The sequence below is a fragment of the Cloacibacillus evryensis DSM 19522 genome (assembly GCF_000585335.1).
Taxonomy (GTDB): Bacteria; Synergistota; Synergistia; order Synergistales; family Synergistaceae; genus Cloacibacillus; species Cloacibacillus evryensis.
In genome coordinates this window covers 3296197-3313026 of record NZ_KK073872.1, presented here as the reverse complement: position 1 = coordinate 3313026, position 16830 = coordinate 3296197, and the positions used below count along the sequence as shown (strand labels likewise).

The 16830-nt window shown below is 52.7% G+C and carries 19 protein-coding genes and 1 pseudogene; 10 read left to right on the top strand and 10 right to left on the bottom strand.

The genetic code is table 11. The features are described from left to right. Positions 1–363: 363 nt before the first annotated feature. The 8 genes from CLOEV_RS14780 (at position 364) to CLOEV_RS14745 (ending at position 8401) form a co-directional block, all read left to right on the top strand. Complete coding sequence (locus CLOEV_RS14780; protein WP_034444715.1) at positions 364–1191, top strand: ABC transporter ATP-binding protein; 828 nt, start codon at positions 364–366, stop codon at positions 1189–1191. A gap of 63 nt (positions 1192–1254) precedes the next feature. Then, a complete protein-coding gene (locus CLOEV_RS14775; RefSeq protein ID WP_034444714.1) occupies positions 1255–2364 on the top strand; it encodes an ABC transporter substrate-binding protein in 1110 nt (369 codons plus the stop codon). Positions 2365–2487: 123 nt separating this feature from the next. Then, complete coding sequence (locus CLOEV_RS14770; RefSeq protein ID WP_034444712.1) at positions 2488–3243, top strand: ABC transporter permease; 756 nt, start codon at positions 2488–2490, stop codon at positions 3241–3243. Between the two features lie 68 nt (positions 3244–3311). Then, positions 3312–4421 carry a uroporphyrinogen decarboxylase family protein gene (locus CLOEV_RS14765; protein ID WP_034444710.1) on the top strand — a complete coding sequence of 370 codons (1110 nt, stop codon included), beginning with the start codon at positions 3312–3314 and terminating at the stop codon, positions 4419–4421. 1 nt (position 4422) lies between these two features. Then, a complete protein-coding gene (locus CLOEV_RS14760) occupies positions 4423–5091 on the top strand; it encodes a corrinoid protein (protein ID WP_034446162.1) in 669 nt (222 codons plus the stop codon). Beyond that, positions 5088–6110 (top strand): uroporphyrinogen decarboxylase family protein, encoded by a 1023-nt coding sequence (locus CLOEV_RS14755; protein ID WP_034444708.1) that lies wholly within the window; start codon positions 5088–5090, stop codon positions 6108–6110. Before CLOEV_RS14760 ends, CLOEV_RS14755 begins: the two co-directional genes overlap by 4 nt. Continuing rightward, complete coding sequence (locus CLOEV_RS14750) at positions 6103–7587, top strand: ASKHA domain-containing protein (RefSeq protein ID WP_051485145.1); 1485 nt, start codon at positions 6103–6105, stop codon at positions 7585–7587. Before CLOEV_RS14755 ends, CLOEV_RS14750 begins: the two co-directional genes overlap by 8 nt. 13 nt (positions 7588–7600) lie before the next feature. Then, positions 7601–8401, top strand: a complete 801-nt coding sequence (locus tag CLOEV_RS14745; RefSeq protein ID WP_051485144.1) for a uroporphyrinogen decarboxylase family protein — start codon at positions 7601–7603, stop codon at positions 8399–8401. A gap of 101 nt (positions 8402–8502) precedes the next feature. Here CLOEV_RS14745 and CLOEV_RS16640 read toward each other — a convergent pair whose 3' ends face one another. The 3 genes from CLOEV_RS16640 to CLOEV_RS14725 form a co-directional block, all read right to left on the bottom strand. Then, positions 8503–9318, bottom strand: coding sequence for a DUF2442 domain-containing protein (locus CLOEV_RS16640; protein ID WP_169732235.1), 816 nt, complete (start codon positions 9316–9318; stop codon positions 8503–8505). Then, on the bottom strand, positions 9287–10117 hold the full coding sequence (locus CLOEV_RS14730) for a hypothetical protein (protein ID WP_034444705.1): 831 nt from the start codon (positions 10115–10117) through the stop codon (positions 9287–9289). Before CLOEV_RS14730 ends, CLOEV_RS16640 begins: the two co-directional genes overlap by 32 nt. A 177-nt stretch (positions 10118–10294) precedes the next feature. Beyond that, positions 10295–10702, bottom strand: a complete 408-nt coding sequence (locus tag CLOEV_RS14725; protein WP_034444703.1) for a helix-turn-helix domain-containing protein — start codon at positions 10700–10702, stop codon at positions 10295–10297. Positions 10703–11001: 299 nt separating this feature from the next. On the opposite strand from CLOEV_RS14725, the gene CLOEV_RS14720 reads away from it, so the two are divergent. Further along, the gene (locus tag CLOEV_RS14720; protein ID WP_034444701.1) at positions 11002–11748 is read left to right on the top strand and encodes an acetoacetate decarboxylase family protein; all 747 of its coding nucleotides are present in this window, start codon (positions 11002–11004) and stop codon (positions 11746–11748) included. A 77-nt stretch (positions 11749–11825) separates the two neighbouring features. Then, positions 11826–12914: a YkvI family membrane protein gene (locus CLOEV_RS14715; protein ID WP_034444699.1), complete on the top strand. Its 1089-nt coding sequence runs from the start codon at positions 11826–11828 to the stop codon at positions 12912–12914. Between the two features lie 99 nt (positions 12915–13013). Here CLOEV_RS14715 and CLOEV_RS16270 read toward each other — a convergent pair whose 3' ends face one another. The 7 genes and pseudogenes from CLOEV_RS16270 to CLOEV_RS17415 form a co-directional block, all read right to left on the bottom strand. Beyond that, positions 13014–13424 carry a helix-turn-helix domain-containing protein gene (locus CLOEV_RS16270; RefSeq protein WP_051485143.1) on the bottom strand — a complete coding sequence of 137 codons (411 nt, stop codon included), beginning with the start codon at positions 13422–13424 and terminating at the stop codon, positions 13014–13016. A 420-nt stretch (positions 13425–13844) separates the two neighbouring features. Beyond that, positions 13845–14300: a DDE-type integrase/transposase/recombinase gene (locus CLOEV_RS17615; protein ID WP_425393619.1), complete on the bottom strand. Its 456-nt coding sequence runs from the start codon at positions 14298–14300 to the stop codon at positions 13845–13847. 88 nt (positions 14301–14388) lie between these two features. After that, entirely contained in the window at positions 14389–14586 is a 198-nt protein-coding gene (locus CLOEV_RS17085; RefSeq protein WP_051484912.1) for an IS3 family transposase, read from the bottom strand. Positions 14587–14725: 139 nt separating this feature from the next. Further along, positions 14726–14926, bottom strand: a pseudogene (locus CLOEV_RS16630) (transposase); the annotation flags it as partial. A 32-nt stretch (positions 14927–14958) separates the two neighbouring features. Beyond that, positions 14959–15150, bottom strand: a complete 192-nt coding sequence (locus CLOEV_RS16625; RefSeq protein WP_083829526.1) for a helix-turn-helix domain-containing protein — start codon at positions 15148–15150, stop codon at positions 14959–14961. Between the two features lie 511 nt (positions 15151–15661). Beyond that, on the bottom strand, positions 15662–16342 hold the full coding sequence (locus CLOEV_RS17225) for a zinc ribbon domain-containing protein (protein WP_218915530.1): 681 nt from the start codon (positions 16340–16342) through the stop codon (positions 15662–15664). 331 nt (positions 16343–16673) lie between these two features. Next, entirely contained in the window at positions 16674–16796 is a 123-nt protein-coding gene (locus CLOEV_RS17415; protein ID WP_256193827.1) for a hypothetical protein, read from the bottom strand. Positions 16797–16830 lie beyond the last annotated feature (34 nt).

The following is a 16830-nucleotide window of genomic DNA, read 5'->3' as shown; positions in this document are numbered from 1 at the left end:
ATAATATCCCTGCTCTATGCGGGACCTTGACCTCGTGTGACGAGGGGAGGTTTTTGTCGTTATGCCTCTTTGAAGCACAACGCCGCCGCTGTGCTCGGTCGCCGTTCGTTGTTTTTCGCCGATTGAGCCGTTTTAAGGCGGTTTGAGCGGATAAGGTTTGTTCATTTATGGAAAACTAGAGAAAAGCCGGTCAACGCAATCCAGGAATTTTTTATCAGCGCCGCGCCCTTGAATGTCCCGTTAGGGGCGGGTGCCGCCATCTCTTTTATCGGCAGATAACCGTCGGCATATTATCGAATGTCCGGCAGGTTTCCGGGACATGGAAGGCAAATATCTATCACTTATGTTGGAAGTAGGTAAAATATGCTCAATGTAATTGTGAACCACCTCAAATTTTCTTACAGCGGCAGTAATGAAGTTATCTTAAACGATATCGATATGAATGTGCGGTCCGGGGAATTTGTCTGTCTGCTCGGGCAGTCCGGGTGCGGAAAAAGCACCCTGCTCCGCCTGCTGGCGGGGCTGGAGAAACCCAGCGGCGGCAGCGTCCTCGTCGACGGCGAACCTGTCAGGGGCGCCGGGCTTCAGCGCGGGATGGTCTTTCAGGATTACGGGCTTTTCCCCTGGATGACGACGGGGGAGAATATCACCATCGCCCTGGAGCGCCGCTATCCTGAGAAGAATAAGGAGGAGCGCAAGGAACTCGCCCTTCACTGGATGAACAACGTCGGGATGGACAAATCGCTGTACGACAAGCTGCCGGGAGAGCTATCCGGAGGACAGAAGCAGCGCTGCGGCATCGCCAGGGCTTTCGCCATCGATCCGCCGATCCTGCTGATGGACGAGCCCTTCGGCTCGCTGGATGCCGTGACCAAGGCCAAGCTTCAGGATCTGGTCCTCAAACTTTGGCAGCAGGAGGGCGACAAACGCAAGACCGTTTTCTTCGTGACCCATGAGGTCGACGAGGCGCTGCTGCTGGCGACGGATATTTACGTATTGAGCCAGTCGCCCGCCGAGGTCATGTATCATCATTCTTTTGCCGGAGAGGAACGCCCAACCCGCAAAAACATGTACGTCGATCCCGGGATCGCGGCTCTGCGCAATCATCTTATCAGTCTGATCTACACCGACGCCAACGAAAGGGCTTCCGAGGAATCCGCGGAAGATATCCCCCTGAAGATAGCCGTGTAAGCGGAGAATTTAAAAATTTATCATTGACGACCGAAATAACGATATTGAGGAGACTTACGAAAAATGAATAAGAAAATAGTGATCATCTGTGCTGTCGTAGTGGCAGCGGCGGCCGCGGCCTTCTTTATGATGAAGGGCGGCGGGGACGGCGCGGCTACAAGCGCCAAACCTACGGACGTGATAAAGGTCCGCGTGGCGGCGCAGCCCACCTCCGGCCAGGTATTCCAGTTTATCGCCAATAAGCATGGCTTCAATAAAGAGGAGGGCGTCGATGTGGAGATGGTGTGGCTCAGCAATTTGTCTGACGCCGCCTCCGCGCTGATGGCCGATCAGGTGGACGTCCTTTCGACATACGGAACAGGCGGCCCGCTGATCTATATCGCCAACGGGCAGGACTTCAACATCTTCGGCGGCTACATGATCATCGGCGAGACGCCCGTTTACGGCAAGCCGGGGACCGTCTATACGGGGCTGGAGAGTTTCAAGGGCAAACGCATCGGCATCACCCGCGGCGGCACGCCCGATATCGTACTTAAAGGCATCCTCTACGACGCCGGCTATCCCTTTTCCTACGGAGGCAACACCGTTATCGGCGATAAGAACGACACTGACATGATCAAATTTTTTGAGTATAAAAAGAATACCGACGTGCTGCAGGCCATCGCCAACGGCGAAGTCGATTTTGGCGCCACCGCGACCGGTTATCAGATCCAGGCGAGGGACCTCGGACTGGAGGTCAAGATGTGGCCCGACGAGCTCTGGCCCAACCACTCCTGCTGCCGGATGCTCTGCACCAACAAGTATCTGCAGAACAACGAGGAGGCCATCTACCGCCTGCTGCGCTCCTATCTGCGCGCCGAAGAGTATATGCGGACCAATATGAACGAGGTCTCCGACCTCGTCGTGGAAAACCTTGACCTTAAAAAAGAGACCGCCGACAGCTTTGTGCTCAGCCCGCACATGAAGTATGACACGGACCCCTTCACAAAGAGCGTGGAGAAGATGTGGAACAAGATGTCCAACTTCGGCTACTTGACCGTCGGCAACGTGAAGCTGGAAGAACACATGAATTCTTCCATATATAAGAGAGCGTTGGAGTCTCTTATCAAGGACTATCCTGACAGCCAGTTCTTTAAGTACAAGATGGAGCAGTTCAAAGCAAATAATCTGTAGGATTCCGGCGCGCGGAACATCCCGGGCCGGTGCCGCGCGCGCCGGCTTCGGGATGTTCCGCGCTGACGGCACACGCGGCCGCGCAAAGCCGCGGCTTTTTCTGGAAAGGTCGTGAAGTCATAGATGAATTTTATTAAAGACAGACTGGGGGTCACTCTCATCTTTATCGGGGTGCTTGGCGGATATGTCCTGTTGACGGACGTCTTCCATGTGCTCAACCCCTTTCTGTTCCACAGCATCACCAAGGTACCGCCGCTCTTTGTTGAATATTTCGGGCAGCTGATGGACGGTTTGTGGAGCTCCCTCTCCCTGCTTGTGTGGGCGTATATGCTCGCGCTGATACTGGGGATCGGGCTGGGGGCCTTCATCGGCTCCCAAAAGCTGGTGCGCAAAAATCTTACCCCCTATATCAACGCGTTCAGCGCCATTCCGGTAACGCTGCTCACTCCGTACGCGATCAACCTCTTCCCCTCTTTCCGCGTCGCCTCCATTTTTATAATCTTCCTGGGGTGTTTCTGGATCATCCTGGGTTCGACCATCACCGCGGTCATGACCATCGACAAGCGCTATCTTGAAAATGCCGCGACGCTTGAGATCCCCAACATTCAACGCCTCTTCCGCATAGTGCTGCCGGCGGCCTCTCCCGCGATCCTCACCGGCTGCACGATCGCCCTGAAGCTCGCCTTTATGCTTCTGGCCGTGGCGGAGATGTTCGGAGTAACATCGGGAATGGGTTATTTCATTCAGTATTATTCGGATTTCGGACGCTTTGACTTGGTCGCGGTCGGATTCATATTTATGGCGATCGTACTGCTGATCATCCTTTATGCCTTCGACCTGATAAAGGGGCGCATCCTGCACTGGACGATCAACAATTAAGGCCCCTCTCCGGGCCGGATAAACGTTTCATAAAATAGAAATCTTTGATTTAAAGGAGGAGATTTTTTATGTTGGATCAAATGACCCCCGCCGAACGGGGCGCGGCGATAGCGAAGGGGCTTCAGGCGGATCGCCTGCCCTGCAACCCTAATGTGGCGAACGGGGTGGCCCGCATATACGGCTGTAAAATATCCCAGTTCAACCGCGACCCCAAGATCCTCGCGCAGGCGCAGGTCGCCTCTTACCGCCGTTTCGGCTATGACAGCATCCGTATCTTCACCGACCTTTTCCCGTGGGCCGAGGCGATGGGTGCGAAGGTAAAGTTTCCCGAGGACGACACCGCCGACCTCGAGCAGCCGGCGATCTCCGATGTGAGCCTGATCGGCACGCTTTCGCCGGCCGATCCCTATAAGGACGGACGGCTCCCCGTGCAGCTTGAGGCGATGAAATACCTGCTCGACGAGGTCAAGGGCGAGATCGGCTGCTCCTGCGGCGTCGTCGGCGCTTTTACCAACGCCTTCTTCCTCATGGGCGTGGATAAGACTCTCGGCATGCTCAAGAAAGACCCCGAGTCGGTCCACCGTCTCTGCCGCGTATCTCTGGAAACGGTGAAGGCTTATGCCGCGGCCGCGATGGATATCGGCCTTACGCCGACCATCTCCGAACCGATGTCGTCGTGCACCGTCATCAGCCCCAAGGACTTCCGCGAATTTTCCCTCCCCTATCTCCGCGAGCTGGTGGATTTCATCAAAAGCCGCGGCAAGGGCGTAATCATCCACGTCTGCGGACAGACCAACAAAATCTGGGAAGACCTCGCCGGCCTCGGCATCGCCGGCCTGAGCATCGACAACGTGGCCAGCATAGCCGGCTGCAAGCTGGCGGTGGGAGATAAGACAAAGATCCTTGGCAACGTCGACCCCGGCGGCATCATGTATTCCGGCACGGTACTTGACGTGAGGCTGAAAACTCTGGAGTGCATCCTCGACGGTCATGACAATCCCAAAGGATATGTCGTAATGTCCGGCTGCAGCCTGCCCGTGGAAACGCCGCCGGAAAACATCCAAACCATGCTGGACACAGTCCGCGAGGTGGGTTACCCGGTGTGCCCGGACCGCGTCCGGGAGATGATCGCCGCCTGTAAGGAACAGATGCCGGATGAAGAAGGGACGGATGCTTGATATGACAAAGACAAAAGAAGAACTTTTAGCGGAACTCTCCCGCTGCGTTCTGGAGATGGAAGAGGACGAGGTGACCGAGGCCGCGAAAGAGTATGCGCGGCTTGGCTTCGATCCGACGGACGGCATCCTGTTTGGACTGGTGAACGGCATGAACAGGGCCTCCGACCTCTACGAGCAGGAAGAATACTTCATCCCCGAGCTTCTTATCTGTTCTTCCGCCATGTACAACGGGCTCGACGTCCTGCGCCCCCTGCTTCCGAAAAATCAGGCCGGCGGGAAATGCAAAGTCGTCATCGGCGTGGTGCAGGGAGACACGCACGACATCGGCAAAAATCTGGTGAAGATCATGCTGGAATCCGCCGGATATGAGATGGTCGACCTGGGGCGCGATGTGCCGGTGGAAAAGTTCGTCTCCGCCGTGAAAGACGAGGGAGCCCGCGTCCTTGGCCTCTCGACCCTGATGTCCACGTCGATGAAGAACATGAAAAAGATCATCGACCTGCTCGTCCGGGAGGGGATCCGCGACCAGGTGTATGTCGTCGTGGGTGGAGCTCCCGTCTCCTCCTCCTTTGCCGCCAAGATCGGCGCGGACGGCTATTCGGCGAACGCGACCGACGCGGTCAGGCTCGTCAACAGGCTCACGGCGAAAGCGCAGGCCCGGTGCCGATGACGCTGGCGGAGCGGCTCTATGCGGCGGCGCATCTGGCGGCCGTTGACCGCCCTCCCTGCGTCTGTCCGGGCGGAATGATGAACATGATCGTCTCCGATATCATGAGAGCGACCGGCTGTACATGGCCGGAGTCGCATCTCGATCCGGCGAAAATGGCCTCGCTGACCCGCGCTCTCTGCCAAAACGGCGGTTTCGAGAACTACGGCGTCCCCTTCTGTATGACGGTGGAGGCCGAAGCGTTGGGAGCCGATGTGGATATGGGAGACGGAGAGGTGGAGCCTCACGTGGTCCGCTCCCCGCTCTCCTCCGCGCTGGAGGCGGACCGTCTCAGGCCGTTCGATCCCGATAAGGGGCGTCCGTCCGTCGTCCTTGAGGCGATACACCTCCTGAAAGCCGCGGGAGACGGCGTGCCGGTCGTCGGCAACCTCACGGGGCCGATCAGCGTCGCCGGCACTCTTGTGGATATGAGCAGCCTCTTGATGGAATTTCGCAAACGGCCGGAGGCGTGCCATCGCCTGCTGGGAATAATCTCCGACGCCCTCATAGCCTTCGGGCGGGCGCAGGTCAAGGCCGGAGCGGACGTCATCTGTGTCGCGGAGCCCAGCGGCACCGGCGAGATCCTCGGAGGCAAGCGCTTTCAGGAATATGCCGTAACCTACATAAACCGCGTCCTGGACGCGGTGCCGGCGCCGACGAAGATCGTCCATATCTGCGGCCGGCTGCGCAGCGTCTATCATTTGCTTGACTCGCTTCACTGCGACGCGTTCAGCTTCGACGCGATGGTCGGCGCGCATGAGGTCAAGCCTTATCTGACCGGAAAGGCGGTCATGGGCAATGTCAGCACCCACGCGCTGGGCGTCATGCCGCGGGAAAAGGTAAAACAGCTGACAGCGGCGGCATACAAACAGGGAATGGACATTCTGGCACCGGCCTGCGGCCTGCCGCTCACCACGCCGCTCGCGAACATAAAGGCGATGGCGGAAACGGCGCGGGAACTCACGGAGAGGCCCCATGCCTGAGCTATACCTTCCGCAGCTGGGGCGGACTATTAAATGCGAAAGGGGACGCAATCTCTATGAGCTCCTCGCCGAAGAGGGATTGATCGAGGCCCCCTGCGGGGGAAAGGGCGTCTGCGGAAAATGCCGCGTACTTCTTGACGGGGCCGGCGTGCTGTCGTGCTGCCATACGGTGGAGCGCAGCGCGGAGATATTGCTGCCGCAGGCCGCCGGCGTGAGCGAGATCGTCTCCGACGGATACATGAAGGAATTCCGTTTCGTCCCGAAAGAGGGCTTCGGCGCGGCGATAGACATCGGCACCACGACCGTCGTCGCCGCCCTTTATGACCTTTCTTCGGGACGGGAGCTTGACACGCTCTCCCGCCTGAACAGCCAGAAAATATACGGGCAGGACGTCATCTCACGCATCCGTCACGCGGCGGACGAAGCGGACGGGCTGGCGCAGCTTCAGCAGAAAATCACCGGCGACCTGAATGAGCTGACCACCGGGCTGTTGGCCAGGAACGGCATCCGCGCCGAACAGGTGAGCAGCGTCGTGATCGCGGGCAACACCACGATGATCCATCTGCTGGCGGGGCGCGACCCTTCCAGCCTGGCCTCCGCCCCCTACCTTCCCGCCTTCACCGGGCCGCTCCGTTTTGACGCGGCCGACATCGGGCTGGGCCTGACGGAGGCCTCCGTCCTCTGCCTGCCGGCGATAGCCTCCTACGTCGGCGGAGACATTACCGCCGGCATGATCGCCTGCGGCATCGACAGCGGCGGCCCGCTTACCCTCCTGCTGGACATCGGCACCAACGGCGAGATCGTCCTGGCCGGGAACGATAAAATATACTGCTGCTCCTGCGCGGCGGGCCCGGCGCTGGAAGGGATGAACATTAGCTGCGGCACGAGGGCGTCGGACGGCGCGATAGAGAGCGTCTCCATTACGGACGGGGCCGTCGTCTGCCGGACGATCCGAGACCGTCCGGCAGGCGGCATCTGCGGCAGCGGGCTGATATCCGCCATTTCCGCGATGCTGCGCGAGGGCGTCATCGCCCCCAACGGGCGCTTCGCGGACCATCCGCTCGTCAGCCGCTCCTGCGGGGAAAAACGCGTCGTCCTGGACGCCGCGCATAACATATACCTCACGCAAAAAGACATCCGGCAGGTACAGTTGGCAAAGGGAGCGTTGCTGTCGGGGGCGCTCACGCTGCTTGAGGCGTCTGGACACGGCGAGGGCGACGTAAGCAGGGTGATCGTGGCCGGACAGTTCGGCGCGCACCTCTCCGCGGAATCCATCACAGGCTGCGGCATCCTGCCGAAATCATGGGAACAAAAGATCACATATGCCGGCAACACCTCAAAGTCAGGCGCCGCGATATGCCTGCTTTCGCCGGAAGAGGCGGACCGCTGTGAGTCTCTAGCGGGGGAGGCCCGCTATATCGAACTATCCGTAAAAGAAGGCTACGAGGCTCTTTTTATCAAGTGCCTGCGTTTTTAAGGAGAATATATCAATGGATCAGTTTTCTCAATTCACATGCCGGCCGGAAAATCAGGAGATGGTTTCGCCGGGCCTCATAAGCTCCTTGGGGATCGCCCCGGAAGATATCTACGCGAGCGTGGAAAACATCACCGCGATAGCGGCGGCGGCCGGCAAATCCGCGGGCCGCGATTTCGCGCTGCTCCCCTTTTGCCACACGGTGGAGGCAAAGGCGATGGGGGCCGACATCCGCCCCGCCGACGACACCGCCGGACCCAGGGCCGGAGCCTATACCCTGAACGATCCCGGCGAACTTCCGCCGGTGGACATTTCAGCGTCCGCGGACGCGGCACGCCTGCTAAGGGCGTCTTCCGCCTTGAGAGACGGAGGTTGGCGCGTAGTCTATCAGCTCAGCGGTCCGATCTCCATTTTCAGCTGCATGACGCCTCTTTCCGGCCTCTTCAAATGCTGGAGAAAAACCCCGGAAACGGTCGGGGCCTCCCTGGACCGCCTTCAGGATATGCTCTCGCGCTTTACAGAGGTCCTCTGCGAAGCTGGAGTGGAATACATCTCCTACTCAGACCCCGCCGGCAACGCAAATATTCTCGGCCCCAAATATGGATCGCTGCTGACGGAGCGGTTTACCCTGCCTTTTTTGAAACGAATCAGAGAAATATGCGGAGACCGGTGCTCCCTCCTGATTTGCCCCATGACGGCCGCCTCCCTTTCTTCGGGAGGGCATCTCCTCGCCGCCGCGTCGGACGGCGGAGACATCGCCGTCTGCTGCGTCAAACGCGAAGGCTGTATGAAATCGAAAAACTTCAAACTTCGCTGAACCGGCAAACGCCCACCGAACGCGAACGACGGCGCGGCGGAGAGGTTCTCGGAGAGATGTTGAGAGTATAAAACAAAACCATAGCAGCAATGGAGGCACTCTCAATGCCACTTACGCTGAGTGATCTCACCCTTTAAAAACAACTTATTCTTCGGCGTGGCCTTGACAGGGCGCAGCTTGCCGCGCCTGACTAGGTCGTCAATATTCTGCCTTGAACATTCCAGCAGCTCGGCTGCCTCGGCGGTGTTGATGACTCTGTTTTCCACAAAACTGCGAAAATCTCCCAGGGACAACGGTACGGCTTCGCCCTGTTCGTACAACAGGCTGTCCGCCACTTCCAGATTTTCCCCCCAGCAGACGCCATAACCGCCGGTCTGTACGCTTACCGCGCGGAACAATACGTCGTTATAAAGCAACGGCGCGAACGACCCGTCCTTTTCCAACAGCGGGCGCAAATCGCACCTTTTTACAAGCCCGTCACGAAAAAAGAGCAGCAGGCGCTTTTCCGCGAGCGGAACCACGTCCTCAACCTTCTTCGCAAAACGGGCCGCAAAATAATCCGGCAGTTCATTATCCCTGATCGGCACAAGATAATAATCATCCTGAGCGCAGCGGCCTTCCGCCAACATCAGCAGCTCGAACTCGTCATATGCCTCAAGCCCGTTGTCTCGAAGAATCTGCCCCAGATTTTGCCGGTCCTGCGGAACAATACGCTGCCTCACCCAGAGCTGGCTCCAATAGGCGTTGACGGTACGCTCGCCGCGCTTGAGGAAAGAAGAAAGCAGCAACGGCGTCTCCCATGGATCGGCATCGTCGGGAAGCTCGACATAAAACCGCTTTTCCGTCTCATAATAGATAAGCCACGCCAGAGTCGTTGCCGAAACGTCAGCCTCGTCTTTGACGGCAAAAACCTTCATACGCACGCCACCTCTCACAAAGCAACTCCCATATCTTAGCCAGCCACGCCGGTCCAATGGCATCCTCAAGCCCCTCAAACAAAATCTGCCGGATATCCTCCGCCAGCCGCGGCAGCACGGGCAATTGGCCGTCGGGGATCAGATTCAGGTTATCCCACGCCGAACGCGAACCGACAAAACACTGAACAGGTTTATCTTCCATGGCCCGCACAGCGCCGACAGAGACCTCGTCATGGCAGCTAAAAATAAGCGAAAGCCCCTGATCAAAAAGCGGCGCCAAGCGCAGAGTCCTCTTGCGGGAGTCCCGCAGCACTTCAATATTCGCCCCATGCCGGTCGCGGTTCAAAATAAGAAAGTCGACCGCGAGCATCCGCCAAAGATATTCTCCCCAGCCATTGCGTACGCAGAACTCAAGCGGAGACTCGCCGTCAAGGCGCTCCGCCTGATAAAAGGCGTCCAGCGCCAGCTTACTCTCGCCGCGCCGCTTGAAATCCTCAGAGGCGCACAGCCATGTCGTATGAGGCTTGCCATCGATCAGCACGTCTGCGTGGATCAGCCGATAGGTCAGATGTTCAATGCCCAGGAGAGTCAGAAGGCGGCCGACGATCAGCTCGTTGACGCACTCATGCCCCACGATCCCCACGGCTGCGTCGTAATCGGAGAGTTTATAGTATATTTTCTCGCCGCCCAGGTCCGAGAACGCCTTTAAAAATGATCCCGCCGTTCCCGAAGAATTGCGTATCTTAGACCACGAAAGCCAGGTAAGATCCCGTTTATCGCGAATAACCTGTTCACGCATCTGACCACCCTCTTTCATACGTCATACGATAAGATTATCCTCATTACTTGTCATATGTCAAGTATATAAGATAGTGGGTCGTCGGACATCTGCCTATGAGCAGGTTTCAACAAGCGGCTTCGAGGACACGGCGCGGAGCGCCGTATGTGCAACATAATCCACCATACATAATACGACTCACTTTCTTCCGCTAACTGCCTTGAAATATACCGTAATCATTTTCTGGTCACGCATGAAACTGATAACTTTTTCCTTTGCGATTTGATCCAAGTCCTTTAAAAGAACGAATATCTCGTCGTCAAGCGGGTCAACAAAGCTTAACGTTTTCGTTTCGGCACGGTCATTTGAATTTGGGTTTTTTGCCGCCGCGTCAGCAGGCTTGACCAATCCAAATTCTTCGTAGGCAAGATCTATTACGGAACATTTTAATACCTCCGCTATGGTCCTGAGGATTGCAAAAGACACTTCATTTGTACCATTTTCATATTGGCACAATGTCGTCGGTCTCACATTTATCATCCTAGCCAGCACCCTCTGCGTAAGTCCGAACCTCTTACGTCTGGCACGTATTTCTTTTCCGATCACAGTTCTAACCTCTCATTAAATACATTATCAAAAATACCTGCCTATTTAAATATCATGAAGCAAGAATTATTTGATTGACAATTTATGTTTTATAAATATAATTATTTATGAATCATAAATATATTAGTTCGCGCCTGTAACCGGGCCGACAAATAGCAAATCTGAATAGCGCATAAATCAGCGTTTCATTTTGGAGAGAGGGGTGATTATCAAACTATCGCCGCATCAGCTGTAAAATCGCGCCGCGTTTCTGTCCGATTTTTAATTTATCCAGCACCACGAAGGAGGAGTAACTTACAATGAGCAAAATAGAAATTAAGAAAGCCAATAATATGCCGGTACAAGAACCTCTCGTTCCAGAGCCCATGGTCCCGTATAGCTGTAAGAACAGCAGGACCGTATATGCCATGTGTGAGGTTAATGAAGAAACTGTGCGTAAGCATTTAGCGCCGACTCCCTTCGAGTATGTAAGTAACATCTGCATGATATACGTGAACAATTTCCTTGAGAGCCCGGAACTTCCCTACATGGATTCCGGGATTGTCTTCACCGTGAAATACAAAAGTATGTACGGCGGATATTATATGTACGAATGGGAAGACAACGACGCGGCTATCGCCACCGGCCGTTACTGGGGGTATCCCAAGAAATATGCGTGTATGACGCTGGAAAAAGATGGAGATATTATCAGGGGAACGACAACAAGAAAAGGTGTTAAGCTGATAGATATCGAGCTTGACCTCTCAAAGTCTGTTAAAGATGTTCCTGTTTTACACACGACATTCCCGCATCTCAACCTTTTGACTATTCCAAACCCTGACGGACCGGGAATTTTCTCACAACGCGTTACTGCCAGAGACAATTCCTCCACCTGCAAAACCCTTTCAAACCTGCATGGAGAGGCGAAGGTGACGCTAAACTGTTCACCAAACGACCCCATCGGAGACTTTATGCCCGTTAAAGTCATGGGTGGCGGTTATTCAATCACCGATTTTCTCGCAACGATGGAAAACGGCTGGGCGAAGGTCATAGACACGCTTATTTAAGCATGAATTTTAACGCGGCGCGGGGAACGTTCCGTTTTCTCCGCGCCGCTAATCTTATATGTTAGGGGGATAAAAAGGTGGAAAGAAAGAATTTTTTAACTGTGTTTATCCTGTCCGGCGCGTATCTGGCCTACCTGGCAGGCTCCGGGTTCGGCAGCGGGCAGGAGATGATGCAGTATTTCACGTCATTCGGGTATGCAGGTATTATGGGAATCCTTGTAAGCGCCGTATTGTGGGGCTCTTACGCAACTTTTATTGTGAAAGACTCCAGAGACTTCGGGCTGACATCCCTTCGTCAGGTATATCTGTTTTATTGCGGTAAATACCTTGGCAACGCCCTGTTCGGCTTTTCCCTCGCCTACCTTTTTTGTATGGCAAGCCTGATGATAGCCGGAGCAGGCGCCGCTTTCGCACAATATTTTAATATTGGCAACGAGATCGGGCGAATAATAATGACTGTCATGGTTCTTGTGACAGGGCTTTTGGGCATGAGAAAAACCGTCGATGTTATAGGAAGCCTAGGGCCGTGCATTATCGTTTTCGTCGTTCTAATAGCCGCAATAGCTCTTACAAACGGAGCTACCGGGCTGGAGGCGGGAAATGAGTACGTAAAAAGCCATAACCTGCTGAAACCCAGCGAGAATTGGTTGTGGGCTGCGATAATGTATTTTTCATACTGCATTCTCTTCCAAGCCGCCTACCTTTCAGGCGTCGCCTCCACAAATCCAGCGACGACACGGCAACTTGTTCAAAGCGTAGTCATAGGAGCCGTAATATATGTATTGGCGTCTATTCTAATGATGCTGGCGTTCATAGCAAATATATCGATCCTGGAAGGAATAGAGGTGCCCAACTTATATTTGGGGGGCATGATAAATCCATTTCTTGGCGCAATTTACGGGATAATCCTGTTGGCGGCGCTTTATACGACGACGGCTCCGCTGGTATGGTCGGTTACAAACGTATTCGCTGCGGAAAAGACAAAAGCCTATCCGTGGGTAGTCGTGGCGGTATCTGTTCTTGCCTACTTTGGAAGCGGGTTCAGTTCCTTCTCCGTCCTGGTTAATCTTGTTACGACAGTGGCTGCATATGTCGGGATATTGTATATCGTTCCAGTTTTTTATATCAAGTTTGTGAAAAAGCCAAAACCTGCGGAAAATGCTTGATGTGTTTGCCTAGTTTTGGATAATAACGGCATGGACAAGCCGCCCTCTTTCACAATATTTATCAGGCCGGTTTGTTCATGCTATTAAGCAACCGCTTGCTTATTTGTGTTTTCGCACGATCTCAAAATAGTTGGTAACGGCTTTTTGATCCCGCATATAGGCAATTACTTTTTCTTTTGCTACTTTATCCAAATTTTTTAAAAGCTTGACGATCTCAACATCAAGCGGGTCTGTGAAGAAAAGTTCCTCTTTTTTCGACCCGGAGGGAGATGCCGCATCATCGCCGGAAGGTCCTAACGGTTGGTCTGCCATTCCCAACTCTTCATATGCGAGGTCAGCCGCCGAACAATTCAAAACTTTCGCAATGTTCTTTAAAACCGCAAAAGACATCTCATTTGTGCCGTTCTCGTACTGGCACATGGTGGTTGGTTTAACATTTATGAGGCTGGCCAGAGCCTTTTGAGTAAGTCCCAATCTTTTTCGTCTTGCACGAATCTCTTCGCCGAGCATTGCATAATACGCCCTCTTCATATAGATACTGTAATGACTCTATAAATATCATGAAAGATAAATAATCAAACATCTAATTTGTATTTCATAAATAATAATATTTAGATATCATAAATTTTTAATAGATATTCATGAAATACAAAAACCTTAAATAAAGCAGCTATCAGGACTATACACGGCAAGACAAATTCATCAGCAAAGGTCAGGGGAATGGTAACTTGGCGTAAACCGGCGTTTTGGTTCACTGCGTATAAGCGCCGAACGTGATTGCGAGGAAAGATAAACTGGGATTTAGCGCCCTTCCGTCGCTCCGGCCTCCGAGCCAGAGTGGCGTTGGTTTTACTTTTTTAAAGGCTCCCTCCTTGAACAGAGTCCCGCAAACCGGACAACGCTATAAAAGCTCCCAAGGGTATCAAAAATTTATTCAATAAAGAGACTTCGATATTGCATCGGAGCCTTTTTCAATTTTATCTGTATCCTGTCGTTATTATAATACCTTATATATTTGTCTATAGCATCTTTGGCCTCCTCGTAGTTCTCCCATTTTACTCGGTTGACGAGTTCTGATTTAATGTGACTAAAGAAGTTTTCTGCACAGGCATTATCCAAACAATTTCCTTTCCTTGACATCGAGACCTTGAGTCCGTATCTTTGTGTCAGGTTGAAATATGCATGGCTTGTATATTGAAACCCCTGGTCGCTGTGGAGGATTGGTCCATCAGCGACCACCTTATTATTATTTTCAAATGCTTTCTTCAATGTATCGGTTACTAACTTAATATTATTATTACGACTGATTTGATATCCCTGTATGGAATTATCAAAGAGATCTTTTATCATGGAGAGGAATATATTACCCTTTTTGTTCGTATATATGTGATATCAGTAACCAGTTTCTGGTTTGGTCTGTCGGAACGAAATTCTCTGTTCAGGATATTCTCATAGCTGTGGATATTTCCTGACATCACTTTAAACTTTTTCTTTTTCTTATTTCCGCTTGAAGTCCCGCTTTTTTCATAACACGCCTTACCCTCTTATTGTTTACATGAATGCCAATGAAGTTGTTGAGCCACAGAGTCATTCGCCTGTACCCATAAGTGTTTTTGTTGATATTCTGTCCCGTTCTTATTGCTTCTATGAGAGGACCGTCTTTATCTTCCATTCCACGCCGCTTTAGCCAACTGTAGTATGTCGAACGAGATACGGACAAAAATCTACACATTACACAGACAGAATGTTTTGTTGAAAATTCAAAAATGATTCTGTATTTAATATTTCTTTCTATCACCACCTTTGCAGCTCTAAGGCTTTTTTAATACATCGACCTGCATTTCCAGCTCTTTAATCTTTTCTATGCTATTTGTAACTTCCAATTTCTTATCTGGACAGTCTTGTTTTGAACTAGAAATATCCCCTTGTTCGATAAATTCCTTACACCATCGTCTTAAAAGAGAGGGACTTGAAATGTTAAAAGATGAGGTAACATCTACCATAGTACGTCCCTCTTCTAAATGAGCCGAAACAGCTTCAAGTTTTACAGCCTTGCTGTAGGTTCTTTTTTCCTTGTATCATCCAGTAAGTCCTTCTGTCCGCTCTTATATAAAGATATCCATGTTTTAACAGAATCATGACTAACACCAAGTTCTTCAGCAATCCGCCTTCGTGGAATTCCCTGTTTGTGCATCTCAATTGCTTTTATTCTTTCTTCTGTTTTACGTTTACGCATAGAAGAGCCCCCTTTATATGTATTTAGTTTTATTATAATCCAGGGGCTTTATTTGGCTGTCCGATTTTCGGGACTCTGTTCAGGCGAGGGAGCCTTTTAAAAAGATAAACCAAGCCAACAATCATAGGCTCCGGCTCGGAGGCCGGAGCGGCGGAAGGGCGCTAAATCCCAGTTTATCTTTTCCCCGCCCGAAGGAAATCGGCGTTTAGACTCAAACTTTTCTAATGATAGGTACTCGTATCTCTAGAATCTGGTAATAGCAACACTTTTTAGCAAATTAATATAGTATATGTAAGGTACTATTAATATAAGCTCAAAAAGCTAGCATTTTTCAGCCATAGGAATAATGTTAGGTTCTCATAGTCCCTATAACTGGAAAAGTTTGAGTTTAGACGTGCCGGATGCTAAATAACTTGCCCTCTGAGTACCGGAGCCGTATTGGTCATACGGCGAGGACACTCAGAGGGCAAGTTATGACGCAGACGGCGCGTATAAACGCCGATTTACCGTTTCAGTTCGTTTGCCACCGCTTAAGCCTCGGCAGGACTTTTTGCATCATTTCGCGCGCGCCGGCGGCGGACATTTCTGGATGCGCCGCTTCCATATGGGGGATGCAGAACTCGATCATCTCGTCCATCGTCATGTCGGCGGTGAATCTTCCATCCTTCATGCAGTAAAGGCAATATTCGCCGCTCTTGCCGCCGCCGTCCTCCGTTCCGTACATCTCTTCCGCGGCGAGCGGCATGCCGCAGCTTTGGCAGAATCTGTAAAATACCTTCCCGTCTGATGCGCGCCAGGTGACGAACTCGCCGTCTATGTAGAGGGTCGCCTCCAGGGCGTCAAACTGCAGCACGCAATATTCCGGGTCCTTGGGACCGCCGGGAAAGTGAGCGGTGTACCAATCTTTCCAGAGGCTGTTTTTGAGGGATTCGTCTTCCACGATCTTTATTGTTCCGATCATTGTAACGCTGTCCTTTTCGTCGCCGAATGAGACCCCGGCCCTTGGGTTTTTCATAAAATGGGCCGTCTTACGCGAACTTGCCCCCGTTGCGAAAAATATCCGGCTCATTCCATCGCAGCCGGCCTTGCTCATAACGCAGGTCCGCGGGAAGCCGTCTTCGCTTATCGAAGCCAGCGATAAAATCTCACATTTCTCAAGCAAAGCCGCCGCCTTTTCTTCAATTGCAGTCATGGTCTCGCCCCTCTCTTTATGTATTTATACGCAATGTCCCGCGGCTCCATTTTACCATCCCGCCCCGGGCTTCCATCGGACTTTTACCGGTCTTTTGCCAACAGCCGGCGCTTGGATCGCCGTGGGGAAGGCTGGACGAACGACGATACCGCAGCCCTTGCGCCGCAGATCCTCTTTATTTTACCTTTTTTGAATGGTTGGATGGTTTTCGGCCCACGGCACCGGTTCAGCGGTTTTGTCTCGATGTGAAAACCCTGAACCTGTGCTTGCCAAAACGCCCTCGGGCGTAAAAGTGAAACATTTTTGTTACCGTGGTGCTTGATTGAACTGCCTATCTTCTCTTAATAACGATATGCTCTACGGGAACGCCGTCCTTCATCTCGGCCGCCGTAAAGCTTCCCTCGGGCGTCATCCAATAGGCTACGCCGCCGATATACACGAGTTTATTGCTCATCCGTCCACCTCCTTTATAAATTTATTTGCGGAAG